The 22452-nt window shown below is 67.8% G+C and carries 21 protein-coding genes; 12 read left to right on the top strand and 9 right to left on the bottom strand.

What is annotated here, in order from left to right; translation table 11 throughout:
* Positions 1–125: 125 nt before the first annotated feature.
* On the top strand, positions 126–1607 hold the full coding sequence (locus ACFYO1_RS30115) for a PepSY-associated TM helix domain-containing protein (RefSeq protein WP_387237953.1): 1482 nt from the start codon (positions 126–128) through the stop codon (positions 1605–1607).
* 213 nt (positions 1608–1820) lie between these two features.
* On the opposite strand, the gene ACFYO1_RS30120 is transcribed toward ACFYO1_RS30115, so the two are convergent.
* The 4 genes from ACFYO1_RS30120 to galK form a co-directional block, all read right to left on the bottom strand.
* On the bottom strand, positions 1821–2312 hold the full coding sequence (locus tag ACFYO1_RS30120) for an FBP domain-containing protein (protein WP_387237956.1): 492 nt from the start codon (positions 2310–2312) through the stop codon (positions 1821–1823).
* 181 nt (positions 2313–2493) lie between these two features.
* Positions 2494–2748: a hypothetical protein gene (locus ACFYO1_RS30125; RefSeq protein WP_387237959.1), complete on the bottom strand. Its 255-nt coding sequence runs from the start codon at positions 2746–2748 to the stop codon at positions 2494–2496.
* Between the two features lie 9 nt (positions 2749–2757).
* Entirely contained in the window at positions 2758–4488 is a 1731-nt protein-coding gene (locus tag ACFYO1_RS30130) for a sodium:solute symporter family protein (protein ID WP_387238678.1), read from the bottom strand.
* Positions 4489–4707: 219 nt separating this feature from the next.
* On the bottom strand, positions 4708–5841 hold the full coding sequence (gene galK, locus ACFYO1_RS30135) for a galactokinase (RefSeq protein WP_387237962.1): 1134 nt from the start codon (positions 5839–5841) through the stop codon (positions 4708–4710).
* A gap of 413 nt (positions 5842–6254) precedes the next feature.
* On the opposite strand from galK, the gene ACFYO1_RS30140 reads away from it, so the two are divergent.
* Both ACFYO1_RS30140 and ACFYO1_RS30145 read left to right on the top strand, forming a co-directional pair.
* A complete protein-coding gene (locus ACFYO1_RS30140; protein WP_387237965.1) occupies positions 6255–6821 on the top strand; it encodes a hypothetical protein in 567 nt (188 codons plus the stop codon).
* Entirely contained in the window at positions 6821–8383 is a 1563-nt protein-coding gene (locus tag ACFYO1_RS30145; RefSeq protein WP_387237969.1) for a diguanylate cyclase domain-containing protein, read from the top strand. Before ACFYO1_RS30140 ends, ACFYO1_RS30145 begins: the two co-directional genes overlap by 1 nt.
* 1 nt (position 8384) lies before the next feature.
* Here the strand turns inward: ACFYO1_RS30145 and ACFYO1_RS30150 are convergent, their stop codons facing one another.
* Positions 8385–9158 (bottom strand): DUF6319 family protein, encoded by a 774-nt coding sequence (locus ACFYO1_RS30150; protein WP_387237972.1) that lies wholly within the window; start codon positions 9156–9158, stop codon positions 8385–8387.
* A 161-nt stretch (positions 9159–9319) separates the two neighbouring features.
* Positions 9320–9949, bottom strand: a complete 630-nt coding sequence (locus ACFYO1_RS30155) for a TetR/AcrR family transcriptional regulator (protein WP_387237975.1) — start codon at positions 9947–9949, stop codon at positions 9320–9322.
* A gap of 238 nt (positions 9950–10187) precedes the next feature.
* Here ACFYO1_RS30155 and ACFYO1_RS30160 point away from each other — a divergent pair, with 238 nt between their 5' ends.
* The 5 genes from ACFYO1_RS30160 to ACFYO1_RS30180 all read left to right on the top strand — a co-directional run bounded on the left by ACFYO1_RS30160 (position 10188) and on the right by ACFYO1_RS30180 (position 16372).
* On the top strand, positions 10188–11558 hold the full coding sequence (locus tag ACFYO1_RS30160) for a flavin-containing monooxygenase (RefSeq protein WP_387237978.1): 1371 nt from the start codon (positions 10188–10190) through the stop codon (positions 11556–11558).
* The gene (locus tag ACFYO1_RS30165; protein ID WP_387237981.1) at positions 11552–12700 is read left to right on the top strand and encodes a serine hydrolase domain-containing protein; all 1149 of its coding nucleotides are present in this window, start codon (positions 11552–11554) and stop codon (positions 12698–12700) included. The genes ACFYO1_RS30160 and ACFYO1_RS30165 overlap by 7 nt, the downstream gene beginning before the upstream one ends.
* The gene (locus tag ACFYO1_RS30170; protein ID WP_387237984.1) at positions 12700–13740 is read left to right on the top strand and encodes an NAD(P)-dependent alcohol dehydrogenase; all 1041 of its coding nucleotides are present in this window, start codon (positions 12700–12702) and stop codon (positions 13738–13740) included. Before ACFYO1_RS30165 ends, ACFYO1_RS30170 begins: the two co-directional genes overlap by 1 nt.
* A 17-nt stretch (positions 13741–13757) precedes the next feature.
* Positions 13758–15407: a class I adenylate-forming enzyme family protein gene (locus ACFYO1_RS30175; protein WP_387237987.1), complete on the top strand. Its 1650-nt coding sequence runs from the start codon at positions 13758–13760 to the stop codon at positions 15405–15407.
* Positions 15408–15514: 107 nt separating this feature from the next.
* The gene (locus ACFYO1_RS30180) at positions 15515–16372 is read left to right on the top strand and encodes an alpha/beta fold hydrolase (RefSeq protein WP_387237990.1); all 858 of its coding nucleotides are present in this window, start codon (positions 15515–15517) and stop codon (positions 16370–16372) included.
* 9 nt (positions 16373–16381) lie between these two features.
* Here ACFYO1_RS30180 and ACFYO1_RS30185 read toward each other — a convergent pair whose 3' ends face one another.
* The gene (locus ACFYO1_RS30185) at positions 16382–16666 is read right to left on the bottom strand and encodes a hypothetical protein (protein WP_387237993.1); all 285 of its coding nucleotides are present in this window, start codon (positions 16664–16666) and stop codon (positions 16382–16384) included.
* 203 nt (positions 16667–16869) lie between these two features.
* Here ACFYO1_RS30185 and ACFYO1_RS30190 point away from each other — a divergent pair, with 203 nt between their 5' ends.
* On the top strand, positions 16870–17934 hold the full coding sequence (locus ACFYO1_RS30190) for a DoxX family protein (RefSeq protein ID WP_387237996.1): 1065 nt from the start codon (positions 16870–16872) through the stop codon (positions 17932–17934).
* A gap of 8 nt (positions 17935–17942) precedes the next feature.
* Here the strand turns inward: ACFYO1_RS30190 and ACFYO1_RS30195 are convergent, their stop codons facing one another.
* Positions 17943–18374, bottom strand: coding sequence for an STAS domain-containing protein (locus ACFYO1_RS30195; protein ID WP_387237999.1), 432 nt, complete (start codon positions 18372–18374; stop codon positions 17943–17945).
* Between the two features lie 155 nt (positions 18375–18529).
* Positions 18530–19207: a hypothetical protein gene (locus ACFYO1_RS30200; protein WP_387238002.1), complete on the bottom strand. Its 678-nt coding sequence runs from the start codon at positions 19205–19207 to the stop codon at positions 18530–18532.
* 298 nt (positions 19208–19505) lie between these two features.
* Between ACFYO1_RS30200 and ACFYO1_RS30205 the strand changes: the two genes are divergently transcribed.
* From ACFYO1_RS30205 to ACFYO1_RS30215, 3 genes are read left to right on the top strand one after another with little or no spacing between them, the layout of a single operon-like run.
* On the top strand, positions 19506–20381 hold the full coding sequence (locus tag ACFYO1_RS30205) for a TauD/TfdA dioxygenase family protein (protein ID WP_387238005.1): 876 nt from the start codon (positions 19506–19508) through the stop codon (positions 20379–20381).
* Positions 20378–20917, top strand: coding sequence for an FcoT family thioesterase (locus ACFYO1_RS30210; RefSeq protein ID WP_387238008.1), 540 nt, complete (start codon positions 20378–20380; stop codon positions 20915–20917). The genes ACFYO1_RS30205 and ACFYO1_RS30210 overlap by 4 nt, the downstream gene beginning before the upstream one ends.
* Positions 20914–22452: a long-chain-fatty-acid--CoA ligase gene (locus ACFYO1_RS30215; protein WP_387238011.1), complete on the top strand. Its 1539-nt coding sequence runs from the start codon at positions 20914–20916 to the stop codon at positions 22450–22452. The genes ACFYO1_RS30210 and ACFYO1_RS30215 overlap by 4 nt, the downstream gene beginning before the upstream one ends.

The following is a 22452-nucleotide window of genomic DNA, read 5'->3' on the forward strand; positions in this document are numbered from 1 at the left end:
TGTCGCCGTAGGTGATTCCCGACCCGCGTGGTCGATCCATCGATGCCGCCGACGCGCGCCGCGCCCGAGCACATATCCCGACCACTTATTCGGGAACAACACTCTTCCCGAGCCGTAGAAACGAAATGACCGTGAGCACAACAGAAATCATCACCCCCGACGCCGAATCACCCCCGCCGGCGCCGGAACCGGCGCCGACCCCGGCGCGCACCAAACCGACAGCGCGAAATGGTTTGTACGCGTTGGCCATGCGCCTGCATTTCTACGCGGGCATCTTCGTCGCCCCGTTCATTCTCATCGCCGCCGTCACCGGCGCCCTCTACGCCATCTCGCCCACCCTCGAATCGATCGTGTCGCGCGACCTGCTCAGCGTCCCGGCCGGCGATGCGCCGAAACCCCTGTCCGAGCAGGTCAGCGCCGCCGTCGCCACCCAGCCGAAGCTCGCGCTGGCCGCCGTCGCGCCCGCCGCGGGCGCCGAGGACACCACCCGTGTTCTGTTCAACGATCCGTCGCTGGGCGAATCCGAACGCCGCGCCGTCTTCGTCAACCCGTACACCGCCCAGCCGGTCGGCGACTCCGTGGTCTACGGCAGTTCCGGCGCCCTCCCCTTGCGCACCTGGATCGACCGCCTGCATCGCGACCTGCACCTGGGCGAACCCGGCCGTCTCTACAGCGAGCTGGCCGCCTCCTGGCTGTGGGTCATCGCGCTGGCCGGCCTGATCGTCTGGATCCGCCGCGTGCGCTCCCGGCGCAACCGCAACTCCGCACGCTGGCTGTTCGCACCGGACCGCGCGCAGAACGGCCGCGGCCGCACGGTGAACTGGCACGGCTCGGTCGGCATATGGGTGCTGCCGATCATCCTGCTGCTGTCCGCGACCGGCATGACCTGGTCGACCTACGCGGGCGCGAATATCACCGAGCTGCGACAGCAATTGAGCTGGACCACACCGTCGGTCACCACGGCGCTGCCGGGAATCGGCGCACCCGAACATGTTTCGGGCGGCGAACACGACGGTCACGTCATGACACCTGCCACATCGGCGGACCCGAGCATCCGAATCGCCCAGCTCGACCGGGTATACGCGGCCGCCCGCGCCAACGGGGTGGACCAGGCCGCCGAGATCACCATTCCGGCCGAACTGAACAAGGCGGTCACGGTGAAGGAGCGCCGGATGCCCGGCACCTACACGGTCGACGCGGTCGCGGTCGACGGCACCACCGGCGCGATCACCGACCGGCTGGCCTACGCCGACTGGCCGCTGATGGCCAAACTGACCAACTGGGGAATCCAATTCCACATGGGCTTGCTGTTCGGTCTGCTCAACCAGCTGCTGCTGCTCGCCGTCATGATCGGGCTGATCACCGTGCTGGTGCGCGGCTACCTGATGTGGTGGCGCAGGCGGCCGACCCGCCGGACCGGACGCCCCGCACTGGGCCGGGCGCCGAAGCGGGGTGCGCTGCGCCGGATCTCGCCGTGGCTGGTGGTGCCGGTGCTGGGCGCGGCCTTGGTGGTCGGCTGGTTCGTCCCGCTGGTCGGGTTGAGCCTGCTCGCCTTCCTCGCCATCGACGTGCTGGTGGGTCTCAGGGCGAGGCTGCGCACCGCGTAAATCGGCGGGCGGTTCCGCTCCGGATGAGGCGGTCTGGTCACTGGCGCGCTGTGCGGGCAACCAGGCCGTCTCGACCGGAGCGGAACCTCGCGCACCCCGAGTGTGCTTGCGCTGTCGCGGAACTCGGGGTGCGGGTTCGGCGAGCGGAGTGTCAAGTGTCGGCGCATGGCATCTACCTCCATTTCGAATGATGCTGACGTGGTCAGCGGGTGATCAGCTGTAGAGCCTGGCGACGAACGCCTGCATATTGGCGAGCATCCGCTCGACCTTCTGCTCCGGATTCAGATTCTCCCGATACCGATTGCCCAGTGCCGGTGTCTTCTTGCCGCGCGCGTACAGCGAACAGGCGAGATCGGTGCACATGTAGGTGCCGACCGTGTTGCCCTTGCGTCCGGACGGGCCGGCTTTGGCCGCCGTCAGCAGGGATACGCCGGAACCGGTGTGCGTGGTCAGGCAGATCGAGCACATCTGGGCTCGACCCGTGCCGCCGGTCTCGTAGCGCAGTGCGACACCGATGAGTTCATCGTTGTCGTTCGGGACGACCAGGTAGGCCCGGCCGGGCAGCGACGGGTCGCTCCAGCCGAGAAAGTCGAGATCGTCCCAGGGCTGGTCGTCGAGATTCTTCGGCACCGGCAGCTTTTTCGCCTCGGTCTTGGAACAGTTGATGAACGACGACCTGATGTCGCGCTCAGTCACTGGTTTCATTGCGGTGCACTCCATTCCTGATTGTTAGCTGAACAAACCGTATTGACGGTACGGGGCGCGTAGGCGGCGGACAAATGGATTTCGTCCAGGCATACCCGCTGGTCAGAAACTTGTGCCGCGCATCACCCGACAGCGAAAAGCCCCCGCCTGGTACTCCAGGCGGGGGCTGTGCAGGACGACGCTAGTGCTCGGTCGACGGATCTTCCTCGATCTCCGCGGCCGGCGTCTGCTCCGGCAGCGCGATCGGGCGCAGAACGACCCAGGCGATGAAGAGCAGGGAGACCACGCACATCCCCGCTCCGGCCCAGAGATTGATGTTGACGTTGCCGGTTTTGGCCTGATCAGCGGCGGTATTGCTGACCAGTCCGGTAATGACCAGGACCACCCCGTAGCAGCCGAGCAGGGCGCCGACGATGGTGCGAATGTCGAAAAGCATTGCGGCTCCTTATCCGACGATGATGTTGAGGGCGATGACCAGCACCAGCGCGATGCCCGCGAGCAGCACCGGGCGCTGATACCAGGGCAGGGAGGCCTGATCCGGATCGGTGCGCACGTCCTTCGGGGTTTCCGAGTAGACCAGCCCGACGAGTTCGGCGACGGGTTTCGGCGTGGTCACCTGGGTGACGAGCACGCTGACCAGGATGTCGACCACGAACGCGGTGCCCGCGGCCACGAAGCTCGAGCCCTGCCCGGACAGGTGGAACACCTCGGTCTGATGCAGGAAGAAAATCACCACCGCGGAACCGGTTCCGAAGACCAGACCCATCCAGCCCGCGGTCGGCGTCATCCGTTTCCAGAACATGCCGAGGATGAACGTCGCGAACAGCGGCGCGTTGAAGAAGCTGAACAAGGTCTGCAGGTAGTCCATCATGTTGCTGAAGCTCGACGCGATGAAGGCGGTGAAGATCGCCGTCACCGTCGCGCCGACCGTGGCCAGCCGGCCGACGGTCAGGTAGTACCCGTCCGGGCGTTCCTTGCGCACGTACTGCTGCCACAGGTCGTAGCTGAACACCGTGTTGAATGCCGAGATATTGGCCGCCATGCCCGCCATGAACGCGGCGAGCAGGCCGGCGATGCCGACGCCGAGCAGGCCGTTGGGCAGCACGTCCTTCATCAGATACAGCAGCGCCTGGTTGTAGGTGGTGTCGCCGGTGAAGTCCGGATCCGCCACCTTCGCCGCCTTGTACTCGCTCATCTGCGGCACCAGCACCGCGCTGATCATGCCGGGGATGATCACGATCAGCGGGATGAACATCTTCGGGTAGGCGCCGAGGATCGGGGTGCGGCGCGCCGCCGAGATGGAATGCGTCGCCAGCGCGCGCTGCACCTCGACGAAGTTGGTGGTCCAGTAGCCGAACGAGAGCACGAACCCGAGCCCGAACACGATGCCGATCACCGACAGGATGTTGTTGCTGAATCCGCTCAGCTCGTTACCGGGCCACGACTGCAGCTGCGCACTGCCGCCCGGCGACGCGGACACCTTGTCCCGCAGCCCGTCCCAGCCGCCGACCTTGTGCAGGCCGACCAGGGTGAGCGGCAGCAGCGCGGCCACGATGACGAAGAACTGCAGCACCTCGTTGTAGATCGCGGCCGACAGTCCGCCCAGGGTGATGTAGGACAGCACGATCACCGCCGCGACCACCACCGACACCCACAGCGGCCAGCCGAGCAGCACGTTCAGGATGGTGCCGAGCAGGTACAGGTTGACGCCGGCGATCAGCACCTGGGCGAGTGCGAAGCTCAGCGCGTTCACCAGGTGTGCGCCGGTGCCGAAGCGCCTGCGCATGAACTCGGGCACGCTGCGCACCTTGGAGCCGTAGTAGAACGGCATCATCACCACGCCCAGGAACAGCATGGCCGGGATCGCGCCGATCCAGAAGTAGTGGAAGGTCGGGAAGCCGAACTGGGCGCCGTTGGCCGACATGCCCATGATCTCGACCGCGCCGAGGTTCGCGGAGATGAACGCGAGGCCGGTCACCCAGGCGGGCAGCGACCGTCCGGACAGGAAGAAGTCGATGCTGGACGAGACGCGCTGTCTGGCCAGCAGGCCGATGCCCAGTACGAACACGAAGTACAGGGCGACCAGGGCGAAGTCGACCGGCGCCGCGTCCAGCCGCAGCGTCGATGAGGCATCTAGATAGGTCGAGGCCGTCGACCGCGGTTCGGCGGCGAGCAGCGACAGAACGGGTGAATCGGCAAGCGGCACAGCGTCCCTCCTGGCGTGAAACAGGCGTCGAGCGAGATCTTCCGGGGTGCGAGATCGTGCGTCTTCGGGTGGTACTGCGTGGCGCGCGACTCACTCGTCGCCGGCCGAATGGGTGTCGGCCGACACCTACTCTGCGTGATTGTGCCTCACTCGCGGGCCACAATCGGGGACAAAAACCTGGACGGTCGCTCAGTCACGGCGGTGCGCGCCCGCCGCCGGGCCGACGACGAAGGTGCGTGGCTCGGCAAAGCCCGCGTCGGCGAACCGATTCCGCACGGCCGCCACCACCGCATCGGTCTGCGCGCGATCGATGAGCGCGATCACGCTGCCGCCGAATCCGCCGCCGACCATCCGCGCGCCGTGCGCCCCGGCGGCGAGGGCCGCGTCGACGGCGGCATCCAGCGCGGGCGTGGACACCTCGAAATCGTCGCGCAGCGAGGCGTGCCCCGCGGTGAGGATCGGCCCGATCGCGCGCGGATCCGCACCGTCTCGCAATTTTTGAGCAACAGTCACCACTCGCGCGTTCTCGGTCACCACATGGCGAGCCCGGCGCCGCAACACGTCGTCGGAGATCCGATCGAGCGCGTCCACCGAGCCGACATCGCGCAGCGCGGGCACGCCGAGTTCTGCGGCGGCAGCCTCACATTGGGTGCGCCGCTCGGCATACCCGCCGTCGACATGCTCGTGCGGCTGGCCGGTATCGATCACCAGCAGTTCCAGCCCGAATCGAGCCAGATCGAATGGAATCTGTTCGTGCGCAACAGTATTCGCATCCGCTCCGACGCCGCCTTCGGCAAACCGGCGCACATCGAGAAACAGCGCGTGCCCCGCCGTGCACAGGATCGAGGCCGACTGATCCAGCAAACCGGTCGGCGCACCGACGTAATCGTTCTCCGCCGCCCGCGCGAACTCGATCAACTCCCGATCGGTGACGCTGGGCGCGAACAGATCCCGCAGCGCGATCGCCACCGCACAGGACAATGCCGCCGAGGACGAAAGCCCCGCCCCGATCGGCACCGCACCATCCAACTCGAGCTCGACCCCACCGATGTCATGCCCGCGCCGCACGAATTCGGCGACCACACCGAGCGGATACCGCGACCACACCGGAACCCGATCCCGTTGGGCCGCAAGATCAGTCACCCCGACCAGCACCGGCTCGTCCGGCCGCTGCCGCGAGACCACACGCACCTCGGCGTCGGCCCGCACCCCGGCCCGGCACTCCATCACCAGCGGCAGCGCGATCGGCAGGACGAACCCGTCGTTGTAGTCGGTGTGCTCACCGATGATGTTGACCCGCCCCGGCGCAACCCACGTCCGCACTTGCCCTCCAGATCCGTCATGTCCACTGGCCCTGCCACACGTTACGAGACACGCCACGGGAACACTGCTTTCAGCTGGCGGAGGTGCGCGATTCGCGTTCGTGAGGCACAGTCGAATTTGTCGTAACACCGGCCTGCAAATTAGGTCGGGCCTTCTGGAAGAGCACCATGATGCACACCGCCTCGCACAGCGGTCCGGCAGGACCCCGTGGTCGCCTTCCGCCGCGCGTCTCTCCGGCAGGCACCGGCCCGGGTGTACAGGCGATCCGATGAGGTGAGCGCCGCTACCGTGCGCACGCCACCCGGACATCGTCGGCCCGGCCCCGCGCACGATCGAAACCCCGCTTCGATACTCACGCCGACCTGCGCATCGGGGCTCGCCGCGTACGACACGATCCACTGGAGTTTGCCGTAATGAACAACCTGCACCTCACCGTCGAAACCAAGATCCCGGATGACCAGATAGCCATGTTCCACCGCCTTTACGAGGCAACGTTCGGTCCGCTACGCACCAAAACGCTCGTCAAGCAGGTGCTGGAGCACGACGAATTTCGCGCGGAAATGGTCGATCCCAGGGTGGACAAACACGTGGTTTGGAACGATGCCGGGGAACCGATCGGGTTGACCACACTGACCAAGCACCTCGACACAATCTCGTGGATCAGTCCGGAATATCTCACCGCTCGGTTCCCGGAGCACGCCGCACGCGATGCGATCTATTACGTCGGAATCACCCTTGTTGCGCCAAGTGCGCGACAAGGACCCGCATTTCGTGCCATGATCGAATCAGTTGTCCAGGTTCTGGTTGCCGACCGGGCTGCGGTCGGTTGGGACATCTGCTCGTACAACAGCACTCGGCCCTGGTTCACCGATCGCGTGTTGACGATGCTCGGCACAGCGAACCTCGAGGTCTCGGTGGAGGATTCACTCATCTTCTACGGGGCTTGGTTCACCGGGGATGGAGCGACCAAGGGGGGCTGATGACAGTCGCAGAGCGGCAGTCGGAGCGGCGGTACCTGCTCCGAACACGGTGGTACGCGGTGATTCTGGGGGTCAGCGGCGTCATCATCGCACTGCATTTGACGGCCGATTCCGCGCTGCTGTCCTATCTGACCATGACGGCCATCGTGGCCGGCACGCTGGCCATGATCGGCTTCGGCCTGTGGGCATACCGCCCCGCCCATCCGCTTCCCTGGTATCTGCTGTCGGCCTCGGCCGTGCTCTCCGCGACGGGGACCGTGTTACGTGACGCCGACAACGGCCTGAACGACGTGTTCACGTTGCTCGGGTACTTGACCGTCGGCCTCGCCGCCCTGATCTGGTTGCGTCCGCGTCAGGTGCGCGGCAACTATGACCTGCTGCTCGACTCGGGGCTGATCGGGCTCGGCGCGCTCCTCGCGTCGTGGACCTTCCTCATCTCACCGATCCTGCAGTCCCATGACACCCCGCTGAAGATGACGATGGCCGCCACCTATCCGGTGCTCGACGCGCTGTTGCTGACGCTGGTCGCGCATTCGGTGGCCACCTCGACCCGCTCGGAAACCTCGCTGGAGCTGGTACATCTCGGGCTCATCGCGGCATTGCTGGGCGATCTCGCGGACAACCTGACCGCCGCGGGCACCGCGACCATCATGCGCGAGATACAGGTCGCGCCATTACTCGCGGCGTACGCGATCGCCGGTGTCGCGGCGCTGCACCCCACGATGACGAGCCTGGGCTCGCCGCGGCGGATCCATCCACACCACTCCCGGCAGCGGGCCAGCTTCATCGCCGTCTTGTTGATCGTGGCGTCACTGGTACCGGTGGTCGGCTCCTCGCTCGACACCTTGAACCGGATCGTGGTCTCGTCCCTGTTCGCCCTCCTGCTCATCGGGGTGCTGGTGCGCAGTGAGCGGGCTATTGTGCGGAGTTCGCGTAGTGAGCGGCGGGCGCAGTATCAGGCCGATCATGACATGCTGACAGGGTTGTTGAATCGGTCGGCTTTGTTGCGGGCGCTGAATCTGAACAGTGAGCGGTGGGCGGAGCAGCCGTTGTGTTTGCTGTTCATCGACCTCGACGGGTTCAAGATGGTCAACGACAGCTATGGGCATGCGGTCGGGGACGAGTTGATCGCCAATGCCGCCTCGCGGATTCGGCGGGTGGTGCTGCGGGATGACGTGGTTGCCCGGTACGGCGGTGACGAATTCGTGGTGCTGTCCCCGCTCGACCGTCAAGCGGCCGCGACGCTGGCGGAGCGGCTGCTGGGCGCGTTCGTCCGGCCGTTCGAACTGAGCGCGGGCGAGATTCCGATCACCGCGAGCATCGGGATCGCCTGTGGGGCACCGCGCAGCACCGAGTCGACCGTCTACGACCTCATCCGCGACGCGGACTCGGCGATGTACCACGCGAAGGAATACTCGCTCGGCTACGCGTTCCACGACGACGCGCGGCACGCGCCCGATTCCGTGCGGCACATGACGAACGACCCGGCGCGGCACGGCGCGAACGAGTCGGGCCGGCGGATCTGGCGCGCGAGCCCCAGATCCACCAGCACCGCGGTCTGACCTAGTCGACCAGCTCGTCGAGCAGCCGCCGCGCGGCCTCCAGCTCGGCCTGCAGGGCCTGCACCTTGGCCTCCTGGGCTTCCCTGGCCGCGTCGAGGATGCCCGCCACCACATCGGCCACCTCGGGGTGCAGAATCTTGGCGGCCTGCGCCACCGCGGAACTCGGCACCGCGAGCCCGCGCACGGCGCGCTTCTTTCCGCTGACCACGTCGACGGACCATTCGCCGTCGGCGGTGCCGGTCAGCGTGACGGTGACCTCGGGGGTCTTCGCCTTCGGCCGAGCCGGCGCCTTGGCCGCCTTGGCCGGCGTCGCCGCCGGTTTGGCCGCGGGCTTGCTCGCGCCGCCGTCGTGTTCGTCCGATTCCGGGGCGCTCGCAACGGGTTTCGGGACGACCGGTGGCGGCGGGACAGAACTGGGGGTGGTCGGTGTCGCAGCGCTCGTCAAGGTCGACGGCTGGGTCACGGGTGATTCCTTCCTGGTTGTCGACTTCGGCTGGGCAGTGGAAACGGTCGCCGCCCCGCGGGGCGGCTTGGTCAACGTCACTTCTGTCGGAGAAAAGGACAGTACATCCTTCGATCCGGTGGGCCGGACCTGCAGGAAGTCTCCGTCGGCCGGATCACCGAGGGAGATCACCTTCCCCGACCGTCCTTCCGGCACGCCCACCGCGGCGGCGGTGAACCACACCATGGGCGGGCGGCCACCGGCGATATCCGTGGCGATCCGCTGAATCTCGCTGTCCGACAATGGCTTGGGCTTGGTTTTAGGCGACGGCATGGTGACTCCGAGCAATATTCGTGGATGGCTGCGTGCACAGATGATGCCGCACCGCACCGACAGATTTGCAGGCCGCTACGAAATCGAGTCCCAGAACACGATTCCCGCGCGGCCAGCGAATATCGAGCTACGCCCGGTGGACCCGCGAATCGCGGCGCCGATCAACCCGGTTCGGCGGGCGCCTGCAGCGCGGGGAACCAAATATCGGCGAGCACCTCGGCGGCTCGCTCGGCAGACACATTGATGGTGCCCTGGACCGCCCAGCGGGTGAAAAACCGCTCGAGTTGGGCGACCAGCAGTTCTACCCGCAGCCGCGCCTCGTCGGCGCGCTCGGCGGGCCAGCGAGCCAGATAGGACGTCATCGCGTTGGGCAGCGCGAGGATTCCGTTGCGGGCGATCTCGCGGAACTCCGGCTCCAGCGCGGTCGCCTCGTCCCAGGCGGGCAGCAGTTCGCGGTATTCGTGGAACCACTCGATGGCCCGGCCCATCCAGGCGACCAGCTCGTCCCGGGAGCCGGTGTCCAGCACCCGATCCAGATCCTCGTAGAAATGCAGCGCGCTGGGCGCGGTGCTCTGCTCGGCGATCGCGCGCAGCAGCTCGAGCTTGCCGGTGAAGTGCAGATAGAAGGTGGCCCGGCTGCAGCCGACCGCCGCCGCGATGTCGTCGACCCGCACCGCCGCGTAGCCGCGGGTGCTGAACAGCTCCTTGGCGCCGGCCATCAGCCGGGTCCTGGTCTGCTGCTTCTGCTCGTCCCGCAGGCTGCCGCCCGCCGGATTCGGGTTCGTCCGCACCGGTTACCTCGTGTCCGTCGAAAGTTCTGCTGACGTGCGACTTTCGGTGAGCAAGTGTACTACGGCCGACGATCCGCGCCGCCTTCACTAGACAATACGTCATTCACTAGACACACCGTCTAGCCAGTGCTACCTTGTTGCCTACGTCACTCCGGAAGCCGCACGGCTACGGACGGTTTCGGCGCCGGGCGCGCCGCCGCAGGCAGGTGACCGCCCTCCCAGCACGAGGACAAGTGAATTGACTCAACCCACTCTGCCCAGGGTCTGCCTCATCGGCGCGGGCCCCTCCGGGATCACCACCGCGAAACGGCTGCAGGACTTCGATATTCCGTTCGACCTGTTCGAGGCGTCCGACGAGGTCGGCGGTAACTGGTATTTCAAGAATCCCAACGGGATGTCGGCCTGCTACCAGTCGCTGCACATCGATACCAGCAAGTTCCGGCTGGCCTTCGAGGACTATCCGGTGCCGGAAGATTGGCCGGATTTTCCGCACCATTCCCAGCTGTTCCAGTACTTCAAGGATTACGTCGACCATTTCGGTTTCCGGGACAAGATCCGGTTCGGCACGAAAGTCACCGCCGCCGAACGGCAGACCGACGGTCGCTGGCTGGTCACCGCGAGCGACGGCCGCACCCGCGACTACGACGTATTGATCGTCTGCAACGGTCACCACTGGGATCCGAACGTCCCCGACTATCCCGGCGAATTCGACGGCGTGCTGATCCACAGCCACGCCTACAACGATCCGTTCGATCCGGTGGACATGCGCGGAAAAAAGGTCGTGGTGGTCGGCATGGGCAATTCCGGGCTGGACATCGCCTCGGAACTGTCGCAGCGCTTCGTCGCGGAGAAGCTCACCGTTTCCGCGCGGCGCGGTGTGTGGGTGTTGCCGAAATACGTGAACGGCAAGGTCGGGGACAAACAGAGTGTGCCGCCGTGGATTCCGCGCAAGGTGAGCATGAAGCTCAAGCAGCGCTTCGTGCGCAAGTTCCGCGGCGAGATGGAGTTCTACGGGCTGCCCAAGCCCGATCACCTGCCGTTCGAGGCGCATCCGTCGGCCAGCGAGGAATTCCTGCATCGCGCGGGCTGTGGTGACATCGCGTTCAAGCCGGCCATCACGGCGCTGGAGGGGCCGCGCGTGCGCTTCGCCGACGGCAGCACCGAGGAGGTGGACGTGATCGTCTGCGCCACCGGCTATCACATCAGCTTCCCGTTCTTCACCGATCCGAACCTGGTGCCGGATGAGCAGAACCGCTTCCCGCTGTTCAAGCAGATGATGAAGCCGGGCGTGCACAACCTGTTCTTCATGGGCCTGGCGCAGCCGCTGCCGACGCTGGTGAATTTCGCCGAGCAGCAGAGCAAATTGGTCGCCGCCTACCTCACCGGTAAGTACCTGCCGCCGTCCGAATCGGAGATGCACGAGGCGATCCGAACCGCAGAGGCACGCCGGAGCGGGCGCTACTACGACTCGCCGCGGCACACGATCCAGATCGAGTTCGAGCCGTACGTGCGCGATCTGAACCGGGAAATGGCCAGGGGCGCAAAGCGAGCCGCGGCGACGGGTTACGCGCTGCCGGTGCCGGCCGGAAACCTCGAGCGCGCGTGCTGACCACCTCGGGCTTGTGCACCGATCAATTCGCCGGTGTCCGTGCGGAATTGGCGAACCAGCTCGCGGCAGGCGAGGAACTCGGCGCGGCGATCTGCGTAACCGTCGACGGCGAGCCCGTCGTCGACCTCTGGGGCGGGCACCGCGATCTCGGCCGCACCGTGCCGTGGACCGCGGACACCCTGGTCAACGTGTTCTCGATCAGCAAGACGATGACCGCGCTGTGCGCCCTGCTGCTGGTCGATCGCGGCGAGCTGGACCTGCGGCAGCGGGTCGCCCACTACTGGCCGGAGTTCGCGGCGAATGGCAAGGGCGACATCGAGATCCGGCATCTGCTCGGGCACACCTCCGGCGTCTCCGGCTGGGAGCGGCCGATCGAGCTGGCCGACATCTACGACACCGAGGCGGCGGCCGCCCGGCTCGCGGCGCAGCCGCCGTGGTGGGCGCCGGGCACGGCGTCGGGTTATCACGCGCTGAACTACGGGCACCTGGTCGGCGAGGTGATCCGCCGGATCACCGGCCGCGGCCTCGGGCGGTTCTTCGCCGAGGAACTCGCCGGTCCGCTCGACGCGGACTTCCACATCGGCACCGGGCCCGAACACCATCACCGGATCGCGGCGTTGGTCCCGCCGCCGCAGTTGACGTTCGACCTGGCCGCACTCGATCAGGAGAGCATTCTGATCAAGACGCTCACCAGTCCCCTGCTCGATCTGCACGAGGCCAACAGCGCCGCGTGGCGGCAGGCCGAGATCGGCGCGGTGAACGGCCACGGAAACGCTCGCTCGGTGGCGCGGATCCAGTCCCTGGTCTCCAATGGCGGCGTGCTGGGCGGGCGAAGAGTGTTGTCGGAGAAGACGATCGACGCGATCTTCGAACAGCAGTCGGACGGCGCCGATCTGGCCTTGCTGCTGCCGCTACGCTTCGGCATCGGTTACGGGCTCCCCCAGCCGCAGACCGCCCCGGAGGTTCCCGACGGCAAGGTCTGCTGGTGGGCGGGACTGGGCGGCGCCATCGTGGTCAACGACCTGGATCGCCGAATCACCTTCGCCTACACCATGAACAAAATGGCGCCGGGACTGATCGGCTCGCCCCGCGCCGACGCCTACCTGCGTGCGGTCTACACCGCGGTGGGAGTCAACTCCTGATGCGAGCGCTGCAACTCACCGAGCCGGGCGTGCTGGAACTGCGCGAGGTCCCGATCCCCGAGATCGGCCCGACCGACCTGCTGCTGCGCGTCGGCGCGGCCGGGATCTGCCATTCCGACCTGCACGTGCTGCATATCCCGTTCCGCATGCGCGACGAGCCACTCACCCTCGGGCACGAGGTCGCGGGCACCATCGAGGCCGTCGGCACCGCGGTCGACGGCCGGGTGACCGGCGAACGCGGCATCGTCTACCTGTGCTGGTCGTGCGGTGTCTGCCGAGAATGCGTGCGCGGCAACGAGAATGTCTGCCTGGCCGCGGGCCGCACCGCCATGCCGCCGTGCCCCGGGCTCGGCCCGGACGGCGGCATGGCCGAGTGCATCCGCATCCCGGCAAGCTCTTTCGTGCCGATCGGCGACCTCGATTTCGCGCAGGCGGCCCCGCTGGCCGACGCGGCGCTGTCGAGTTATCACGCGATTCGCGGCGCCCGCGAGCATCTGCGACCTGACTCGGTCGCGGTGGTGATCGGCATCGGCGGTCTCGGCCATGTCGCGGTGCAGATCCTCGCGGCGACCAGCGCGACCCGGGTGATCGCCGTCGACCTCGGCGCGGACAAGCTCGCACTGGCCGCCCGCTGCGGCGCGGCCGAGGGCCTGCTGGCCGGCCCGGACACCGCGCGCGAGATCCTCGACCGCACCGGCGGCCGCGGCGCCGACGCGGTGTTCGACTTCGTCGGGGTCGACCAGACCGCCACCCTCGCGGTGGAATCGGTGGCGCCCAACGGCGCCTACCGGATGATCGGCCTCGGCGGCGGCGCACCGGAGATCACCGCCGTCCCGGCCGGCGGACCCGGCTGGCCGTGGGGCGCCTCCGTGCGAAAGTCGTACGGCGGCACCAAATCCGACCTGATCGAGTCCGTCGCGCTGGCCCGCTCGGGCAAGCTCACGGTAGCGGTCGAGCGCTACGACCTGGCGGCAGGCCGCGACGCGCTCGACCGTTTGGAGCGTGGCCTGGTGACCGGCCGCGCGGTATTGGTTCCGTAGAAAAGGAAGTGCGCTGGATGACGAAGCCTTTCGACGCGCAGGCGTTCGCCGCGGCGGCGGCCGCCCGGCTGACCGGTCCCGGTGGGCGGTTCGAGATGGTGGTCGAGGACGTGCTCGGCGCACCGGTGCCGGTGTTGCGTCACCGCGGCAAGTCGCTCGGCGAGCTGGTGGCCGCGTCGGCGAGCTGGGGCGAGCGCGACTACCTCGTCACCGAGGACAGCCGGCTCTCGTTCGCCGAGCATGCGACCGCGGTCGGCGCGCTGTCCACGGCACTGCGTGAGCGATACGGCATCGACAAGGGTGACCGGATCGGCATTCTGGCCGCGAACACCCCCGAATGGGTCGTGGCGTTCTGGGCGGCGCAGTGCCTCGGCGCGATCGCGGTGGGCTACAACGCATGGTGGACACCGCGCGAAATCGCCTACGGCGTCGGGCACACCGCTCCCGCCGTGCTGATCGTCGACGCGAAACGCGCGGCGCTGCTGGCGGAGCTGGATATTCGCGTGCCCGTGCTCACCATGGAGCACGACCTGCCCGCGCTGATCGCCGAATACGACGGCCGCACAACGCCGCTCGCCGAGGTGGACGAGGACGATCCGTCGGTCGTCCTGTACACCAGCGGCACCAGCGGACGGCCCAAGGGCGCGGTGCACTCGCACCGAAACGTGCTGGCGGTGATCGGATATCACCGGTTCAACGACGCGCTGGCCGCCGAGTTCAGCGGCGCGGACGAGCCGCCGAGCGGTCGCAGGTTCCTGCTCACCTCTCCGCTGTTCCACATCGCCAGCCTGCACAATCTGGTGGTGCCGCGGCTGGTGACCGGCGACACCTCGGTGCTGTATCAGGGTTCGTTCGACGCGGACCGGGTGCTGCGGCTGATCGAACGCGAACGCATCACCAACTGGGGCGCGATGCCGACCATGGCCACCCGGCTGCTCGAACGGGATCTGTCCGGCTACGACCTGTCGTCGCTGGCCTCGTTCTCGCTCAACTCCGCGCCGTCCTCGGCCGCGCTGCAACACCAGCTGCGCGAACACCTTCCGGTGGCCAAGACCGCATTGGTGACCAGCTACGGCCTCACCGAGTGCAGCACCGCGGCCACCCTGGCCAGTCCCGCCGAACTCGCCGCGTCCCCGGATACCGTGGGACGTCCGGTCATCGGGGTCGCGGTGCAGGTGCGCGACCGCACGGGCAATCCGGTACCCGACGGGACCGAGGGCGAGATCTGCGTGCGCAGTCAGTACGTGATGCTCGGGTACTGGGACGATGAGGCGGCGACCGCCGCCGCGATCACCGCGGACCGCTGGCTGCGCACCGGCGATATCGGCGTGCTCACCGAGGGCAGGCTCCGATTGTCCGGTCGCCGTTCGGATCTCATCCTGCGCGGCGGCGAGAACGTCTACCCCACCGAGGTCGAACAGTGCCTGGAGGAACACCCGGCGGTCCGCGAATGTGCGGTCGTCGGCGTGCCGGACGCCGACCTCGGGCAGCAGGTCGCCGCACTGGTGGTGGTCGAAAACCTCTCGGCGACAACCGAAGCGGAGTTGCGCGCGTTCGCCGCGGAACGGATGGCCTACTACAAGGTGCCTGCCCGCTGGCGGCTCACCACCACCGCGCTGACCCGCAACGCGACCGGCAAGGTCGTACGCACCGGCATCGAGGTGTAGCCACTCCGGCGCGGGAACCGCCGAAGTCCCAGCTCACTGCTCGACAACACCGTAAAATTGCCGTGGATCGGGCGACCTGCTCGCCCGGCCGCTCGCGAGGAGTCACTGTGGACATTTTCGAGCATCAGGGCAGGGCCGTGGCCTTCGATCGCTCCGGTAGCGGCGCGCCGGTGGTTCTGCTGCACAACGCGGGCACCCAGCGCCGCATCTGGGACGACCAGGTGGCGACGCTGCGCCGCGAGCACGAGGTGTTCGCCCTCGACCTGCCCGGTTACGGCGACTCCGAGCAGCCCGCGGACGGCTATCGCCTCGCCGACTACGTGCGCATGCTCGGCGCCTTTCTCGACGCTTACCGGCTCCGCGACGTGGTCCTGGTCGGCAACTGCCTCGGCAGCGCCACCTCGCTGAGCTACACGATGGGGCAGCCGGACCGGGTGCGGGCGCTCGTCCTGATCAACCCGCTGACCTGGGACACCGTCAGCTCCGGGCAGTCGGCGGCGATGGCCTGGGCGGATGCCCGGCTGCCGCTCGCGCCGCTGGCCCGCAGGCTCGCGCTGCCCGGCCGCGCCGTCTCGCTGATCATCGGCAATCAGCTCGGCTCCCGCGGCAAGCGCCTGGGCTTGTGGAACTCCCCGCGCCTGCGCGCGCACTGGTCCGACCGCGGCCGCCTGCACGCCCTGCACGAGCTGGTCCAGGACTTCCCCGCCTACGCCGCGCTGGACCGCTTCGACCCGCCGGCGGAATTTCCGCCGATCTGCACGATCTGGGGCAAGCAGAACCGCATTCTCTCGGCCCGCGCGGGCGCCCGGCTCACGCGGAGCCTGCACGCCCGGACCGCGGTCGAGCTGCCCGACTGCGGCCACCTGCCCATGGTGGAGGATCCGGACCGGGTCACCTCGATCATCACCGAGTTCCTGGCGACGACGGGGCGGACCACCGTCCCGAAGGCCGTCGGCGGTTCCTGACCGTTCGGCTCACAGCGGCGCCGCGGTCGGGTAGAGCTCGCTGAAGCTGTCCGACCGCACACCGCAACCGGCGCACTCGAATTCGACGCCGAGGGTCAGCAACCAGTGGATCCGGGTGTGACACGTATCGCACATGAAGTCGACCCCCTCGGCGTGGCAGCACGGCCGCTTGCGGATGAACCATTCGGCGCGATGCCGGCAGGGCACGGTATCGAAGCGGAAGGTGCAGCCCGGCGCGGCCGGGAGCGGGGCGACGATCGATTCGAAAGTCGTTGCGGCCGTGGTGGAGTTCATCGGCGGTACCTTCCGGCGGGGCATCTCGGTCGAGGACCGGCGGATCGGCTCGGATCCACCACCTGGTGATCGTTCGCCCAATATTTGCCGTTACCGGGTGTAGATTCTGTGTCCGATACGCCCGTTACTCCCCGCCCACCGGGTTTGATGCGACACCTTCCGGGAACCCGGTCGAATAGAGCCGTCGAGGAAAGGGATCCGTCATGTTGTTACGCCGACTTGCCCGCCCGCTGTTGGCCACTGTCTTCGTTGTGGAGGGTGTCGATACGCTGCGGCGCCCGGAGTCACGCGTGAAGGCGGCGACCGAGCTGGTGCAGCGAGGCCAGCGTCAGCTTCCGGAGCAATACGCCGCGAAGTTGCCGAGCGATCCGGGCACCGTGGTCCGGATCAATGCGGGTGCCCAGGTAGCTGGCGGTGTGCTACTCGCCCTCGGGAAGGCGCCGCGCCTGGCCGCGCTGGTCTTGGCCGCGACCGTCGTCCCGGCCACCGTCACCGAGCAGGACTTCTGGAACGAACCGGACCCGGCGCAGAAGGCGATCAAGCGCAACGCGTTCCTCAAGGATCTCGGCCTGCTCGGCGGGCTGATGATCGCCGCAGCCGATACCGAGGGCAAGCCCTCGCTCGGCTGGCGCGGCAAGCGGGCGGCTCGGGACGCCGCGGCGACGGTCACCGCCGCCCTGCCGTTCACCGGCTCGTCGGACGGCGCGACCAGCGCGGTGCTGAAGCGTCGCGCGCACGAAGTCGCCTCGGCGGCAGGCAGTCTCGGCAGCGCCGCGGCGAGCAAGGGCGCTGAGATCGCCGAGACGGTGCAGCACCACGGCCCCGAATGGGCTTCGGCCGCAAAGGAACACGCCGCGCCGCTGGCCGCTGCCGCGAAGGAGCATGCCGCGCCGCTGGCGGAGACCGCCAAGGAGCGCGGCGCGGAACTGGCCGAGGTCGCCAAGCACCGCGGCGCCGAATGGGCCGAACTGGCGCGCGAACGGGGACCGAAGTGGGCCGAGTTCGCCAAGGAGCGCGGCGCTGAGCTGGCCGAACTGGCCAGGGAGCGCGGCGCGGAACTGGCCGACGTGGCCAAGCACCGCGGCGCCGAATGGGCCGAGCTCGCCAAGGAGCGCGGCGCGGAGTTCGCCGAGGTCGCCAAGGAGCGCAGCGCCGAACTGGCGGATACCGCGCGCGAGCGCGGCCCGGAACTCGCCGACACCGCCCGCAAGCGCGGCGGCAAGTTCGCCGACACCGCTCGGCACCGGGTGGAGAAGAAGCTGAACTGAGCCGAAAGCTACGCCGTCTCTTCGTATCCGACGGCGTAGCCGGCCAGCGCGGCGTCCAGCGACCGCACCCTGTGGAAGCTGGGCGCCAGGCCGGTCACCTCCAGCGCGCGGTCGACACAGCGCACCGCGGTGATCAATACCATTCGGCGCCTGGTCTTTTCGGCCTGCGTCTGCGCCTCCACCAGCACCCGCAGCCCGGCGGCGGCCAGGAAGGTGACCGGGGACAGGTCGAGCACGACCATGACGGGTCCGGCGCCGAACAATCGGCACAGTTGGTCACGGAAGCCCGGCGCGGTCCGCAGATCGATCTCGCCGTGGACCAGCATCACGGCGATGTCGTGGCTCGGGCAACACACCGAAATCCGAAGAACGTCAGGGACTTCTAGGACCGACGGGTTCAGAGGTAGGGCAGCGAACCGGTCGTCGTCGTTGAGAGACATATGCCGACTCCTCGGCCTGCCACCACGCGGGACAGACCTGTCTCCCTAGTGAAGCATGGCCGGTCAGCTCTGTACAGCGTGGACGAGTTGGCCCTCGCGGTCCCGGCCCGCCGCGAGTTCGTGTGGACCTTCGGCATGGTCGGGCAGCAGTCCAGTCAGCTCGTCGCCTGTTTGCCCAGCGAGCCCGCGAACAACAGTCCACCGATGACCGCGGCGGGGACGCCGAGCGCGATGGTGCCGATGATCGCGCCGATCGGGGCCGCGGCGGCGCCGGTGACCAGGCAGCCGCCGAGAAATCCGGGAACCGCCAGCACGCCGATCGTCGGGACGGCCGCCGCCGCGCCGACCAGGGCTCCGCCCGCGACACAGCCGATACCGGCGCCGATCGCCGTGCCGATCAGCGTGCCGAGCGCGACCCCGAGACCGGTCACCGTGGCGAAATTCATCACGGCCGTGTTGAAGTCGGTGGACTGTGGGTCGATGGCGATATCGCGCAGCTCGGGCGGCGCGGGCCGGGCGGCGGCCGGATCGGTGCCCGGGGTCAGGGTGGCGGTGTTGCCGTCGATCTTCGCTGTGATCGGCCACACCTTGGCGTCGCGCTGATAGCTGAGCGGCATCGAAACGAGGAGGCGTCCGGTGCGATCGCTGAGCCGGAATTGCCCATCGGCCGCGGTCAGCGTGCCCGAGTCGGTGCTCAGCACCACCGACGTGCCGACCACACCTGCGGTGTAATGAATGTCAGCCGTTTCCGGGTCGGCATGCGCCGTGTTCGCCGAACCGATCAAAGCGGCGATCGTGCACGCGGCCAGGGTCACGAGTGTTGTTCTGCCCATGGGGATCCCTCATCTTCTCGCCTCGGCACAATCCGGGCGCGTGGTCATCAGTACACGGACGGCGCACTGGCGTGAACGAAAGTTGTTGCAGATAAGCAGTATTGGCGAATCAGCCGAGACTGGTCGGGTCGCCGTGGCACGCGGTGGTCGCCACCGCGAGAGGACGCTAGCCCCAGTCGGGTTCGCGGTGCAACCACTGTTCGCCGAGTGTCACTCAGGTCACAACGATCGCGGCGGTGCGGACAAATCACTCGATATTGCCGGGAACTACCGGGCGTAGTGGGCCGACTCAGTGGTTATGCAGCGAACAGCCATGCGGATCAGCCCGCAGGGAGACTTCGGTGTGGTGGTCGAGGACTTCGACCCCACATCGCTCGACGACATCCGCGCGGTCAAGCGTGCCGTGTACCGCGAGCGGATCGCGGTGATCCGGGGCATCGAGCTCGATCCGCACCAATTCGTCGCGCTGGCAAGCGGTTTCGGTGAGCCGGTGCGGTACTACGAGCCGATCTATCACCACCCGGATGTGCCCGAGGTGTTCGTGTCGTCGAATGTGGACACCGGTGAGCAACGGGTCGGCGTGCCGAAGACCGGGAAGTTCTGGCATTCGGACTATCAGTTCATGGCGCGTCCGTTCGATCTGACCTTCACCCACACCAAGGTGGTGCCGACGCACAGCCGGGGCACCTATTTCATCGACCTGGCCCGCGCGTATCAGCAGCTCAGCCCCGAATTGCGGGAATCGGTGGCCGACACGACGGCGACGCACAGCGTCCGGCGCTACTTCAAGATCCGGCCGAGCGATGTCTATCGGCCGATCTCGGAGCTGATCGCCGAGATCGATCGCAAGACGCCGCCGGTGACGCTGCCGACGGTGCACCCGCACCCGCACACGGGCGAGCCGATCGTCTACATCAGCGAGGGCCTGACCGAATCGATCACCGCGGCCGACGGCACCGAGCGGCCCGATCTGCTGCACGAACTACTCACTGCCACAGGTCAACTCGATGACACCCTCGAGCATCCGGCGATCCGGTTGCAGACCTTCGAACGCGGCGACCTGCTCATCTGGGACAACCGCAGCCTGGTGCATCGGGCACTGCACAACTCCACCTGCGAGCCGGCCGTGTCGCATCGGGTCACCGTGTACGACGACGAGGGCATCCCGGCATGACCGGCGTGGAGTTCCCGAACGATCCGCTGCTGCTGGCGCAGGTGCTGCGCTGCTACAAACCGCACTGCCGGTACCTGCGCGCGCTGACGGTTCGCGCGCAGGGCGAACAGGCCACTGCCACCGGCACATTCGAGATTCCCGAGTCCTGCTACATCGACGCGACCGGGCACCTCAATTCGGTGGAGGTGAACATCTGCTACAACCAGATGCTCTATCAGACCATCGCCGTGCTGGTGCGGCACGGCGTCGGGCCGCTGTTCGGCGGTTGGTCCATGGACGACTACTGGCGGCGTCAGCTGCCCGATATCCTGATCACCCGGCTGGACAGCGAGTTTCGGCGGCCGATCGATCCGCGGCGGTTCTACGGCGAGTTCGTCCTCGGCGGCAGCGAGGAACGCACGCGAGTGAGCGACGGCGCGCCGTTCATTTCGCTGGACACGTCGTTCCGCTGCTGGGACGACAACGGCGGGCAGTGCGCGGGTACCGTCCGCTTGGCCATCGTGCACGCGGAGCGACCGCTGGGAGCCGCGCGGTGAGCGCACCCACCGTCACCTCGATGTTGGCCGGGCACGCGCGCGACCGGCCGGACACGCTCGCCATCGCGTGCGCCGGTGTGGGACTCGACTACGCGCGGCTACGCGACGACAGCATCCGGCTGTCCCGCGCGCTGCTGGCCCTCGGCATCGGCCATGGCAGCCGGGTGGCCTATCTGGGCCAGGAATCCGTCTACTACTACGGCCTGTTCTTCGCCTGTGCGCGGCTCGGCGCGGTGCTGGTGCCGATCAACTTCCGGCTGACCGCGCCCGAGGTCGAGCACATCGTGCGCGATTCGGGCAGCGCGCTGGTGCTGGTCGACGCCGATGCCGCCGAGATCGCCCGATCCGCCGCACCGCACGTGCCCGCGGTCCGGCTGGACGGCGACGAGTTCGCCGCCTGGCTGTCCGGGATCGCCGACCCGGATCCGGGCGAACGACCGTCGGGTCGCGACGACGCGGTGATCCAGCTGTACACGAGCGGGACCACCGGGCTGCCCAAAGGCGTGGTGCTGGCCCAGCGCAGCTTCTTCGCCATCGCGGAGGCGCTGGACGAGGCCGGGCTGGATTGGCTCGGCTTCCGCGACGGGGATCGCAACCTCATCGGCATACCGGGCTTTCACGTCGGTGGAATCTGGTGGGCCATGCAGGGTTTCGCGGCGGGGGTGACCAACGTGGCCATGCCCAGGTTCGACAGCAGCACCGCGGTGGCGATCATCGAGGAGGCCCGGATCACCACGATGTGCGTCGTCCCGTCGATGCTGCGGTTGATCCTCGGTGAGCCGCGGGTCACGCCGGAGGCGCTCGGCTCGGTGCGCAAGGTCGTCTATGGCGGATCGCCCATTTCGGCGACGCTGCTGCGGGAAGCGCTGGAGCTCTTCGGCGCCGAGTTCGCGCAGATCTACGGGCTCACCGAGACCGGGAACACCGCGATCTGCCTGCCGCCTGCCGAACACGTGGCGGGGAATCCACGGCTGGCCGCCGCGGGCCGCCCGTATCCCGGTGTGTCCGTGCGGGTCATCGACGCGTCCGGGGCGCAACGGCCGCCCGGGGAGGTCGGGGAGATCTGCTTGCGCTCGCCGGCCGCCATGCTCGGGTATTGGAATCTGCCGGACGCGACGGCCGAAACCCTCGTCGACGGCTGGATTCACACCGGAGACGCCGGATACCTCGACGCCGACGGCTACCTGTATATCCGGGACCGGTTGAAGGACATGATCATCGTCGGCGGCGAGAACATCTATCCCGCCGAGATCGAGAACGCCCTCGCCCGGCATCCGGCCGTGGCGGACACGGCGGTGATCGGGATACCCGATGACGTCCTCGGCGAATCGGTGCACGCGTTCGTCGCGTGCCGGCCGGGCGAGCAGGTCCGGGTGCGCGAGCTGATGACGTTCTGCCGGGAACACCTGGCGTGGTTCAAGATTCCGGTGCGCTTCGAGTTCGTCGAACGCATTCCACGCAATCCGAGCGGCAAGATCCTGCGCTGGCAGCTGCGCGACCGGTTCTGGGCCGAACGGGAGAGACAGGTCAACTGA

Source organism: Nocardia sp. NPDC006044 (assembly GCF_042871115.1).
Lineage (GTDB): Bacteria > Actinomycetota > Actinomycetes > Mycobacteriales > Mycobacteriaceae > Nocardia.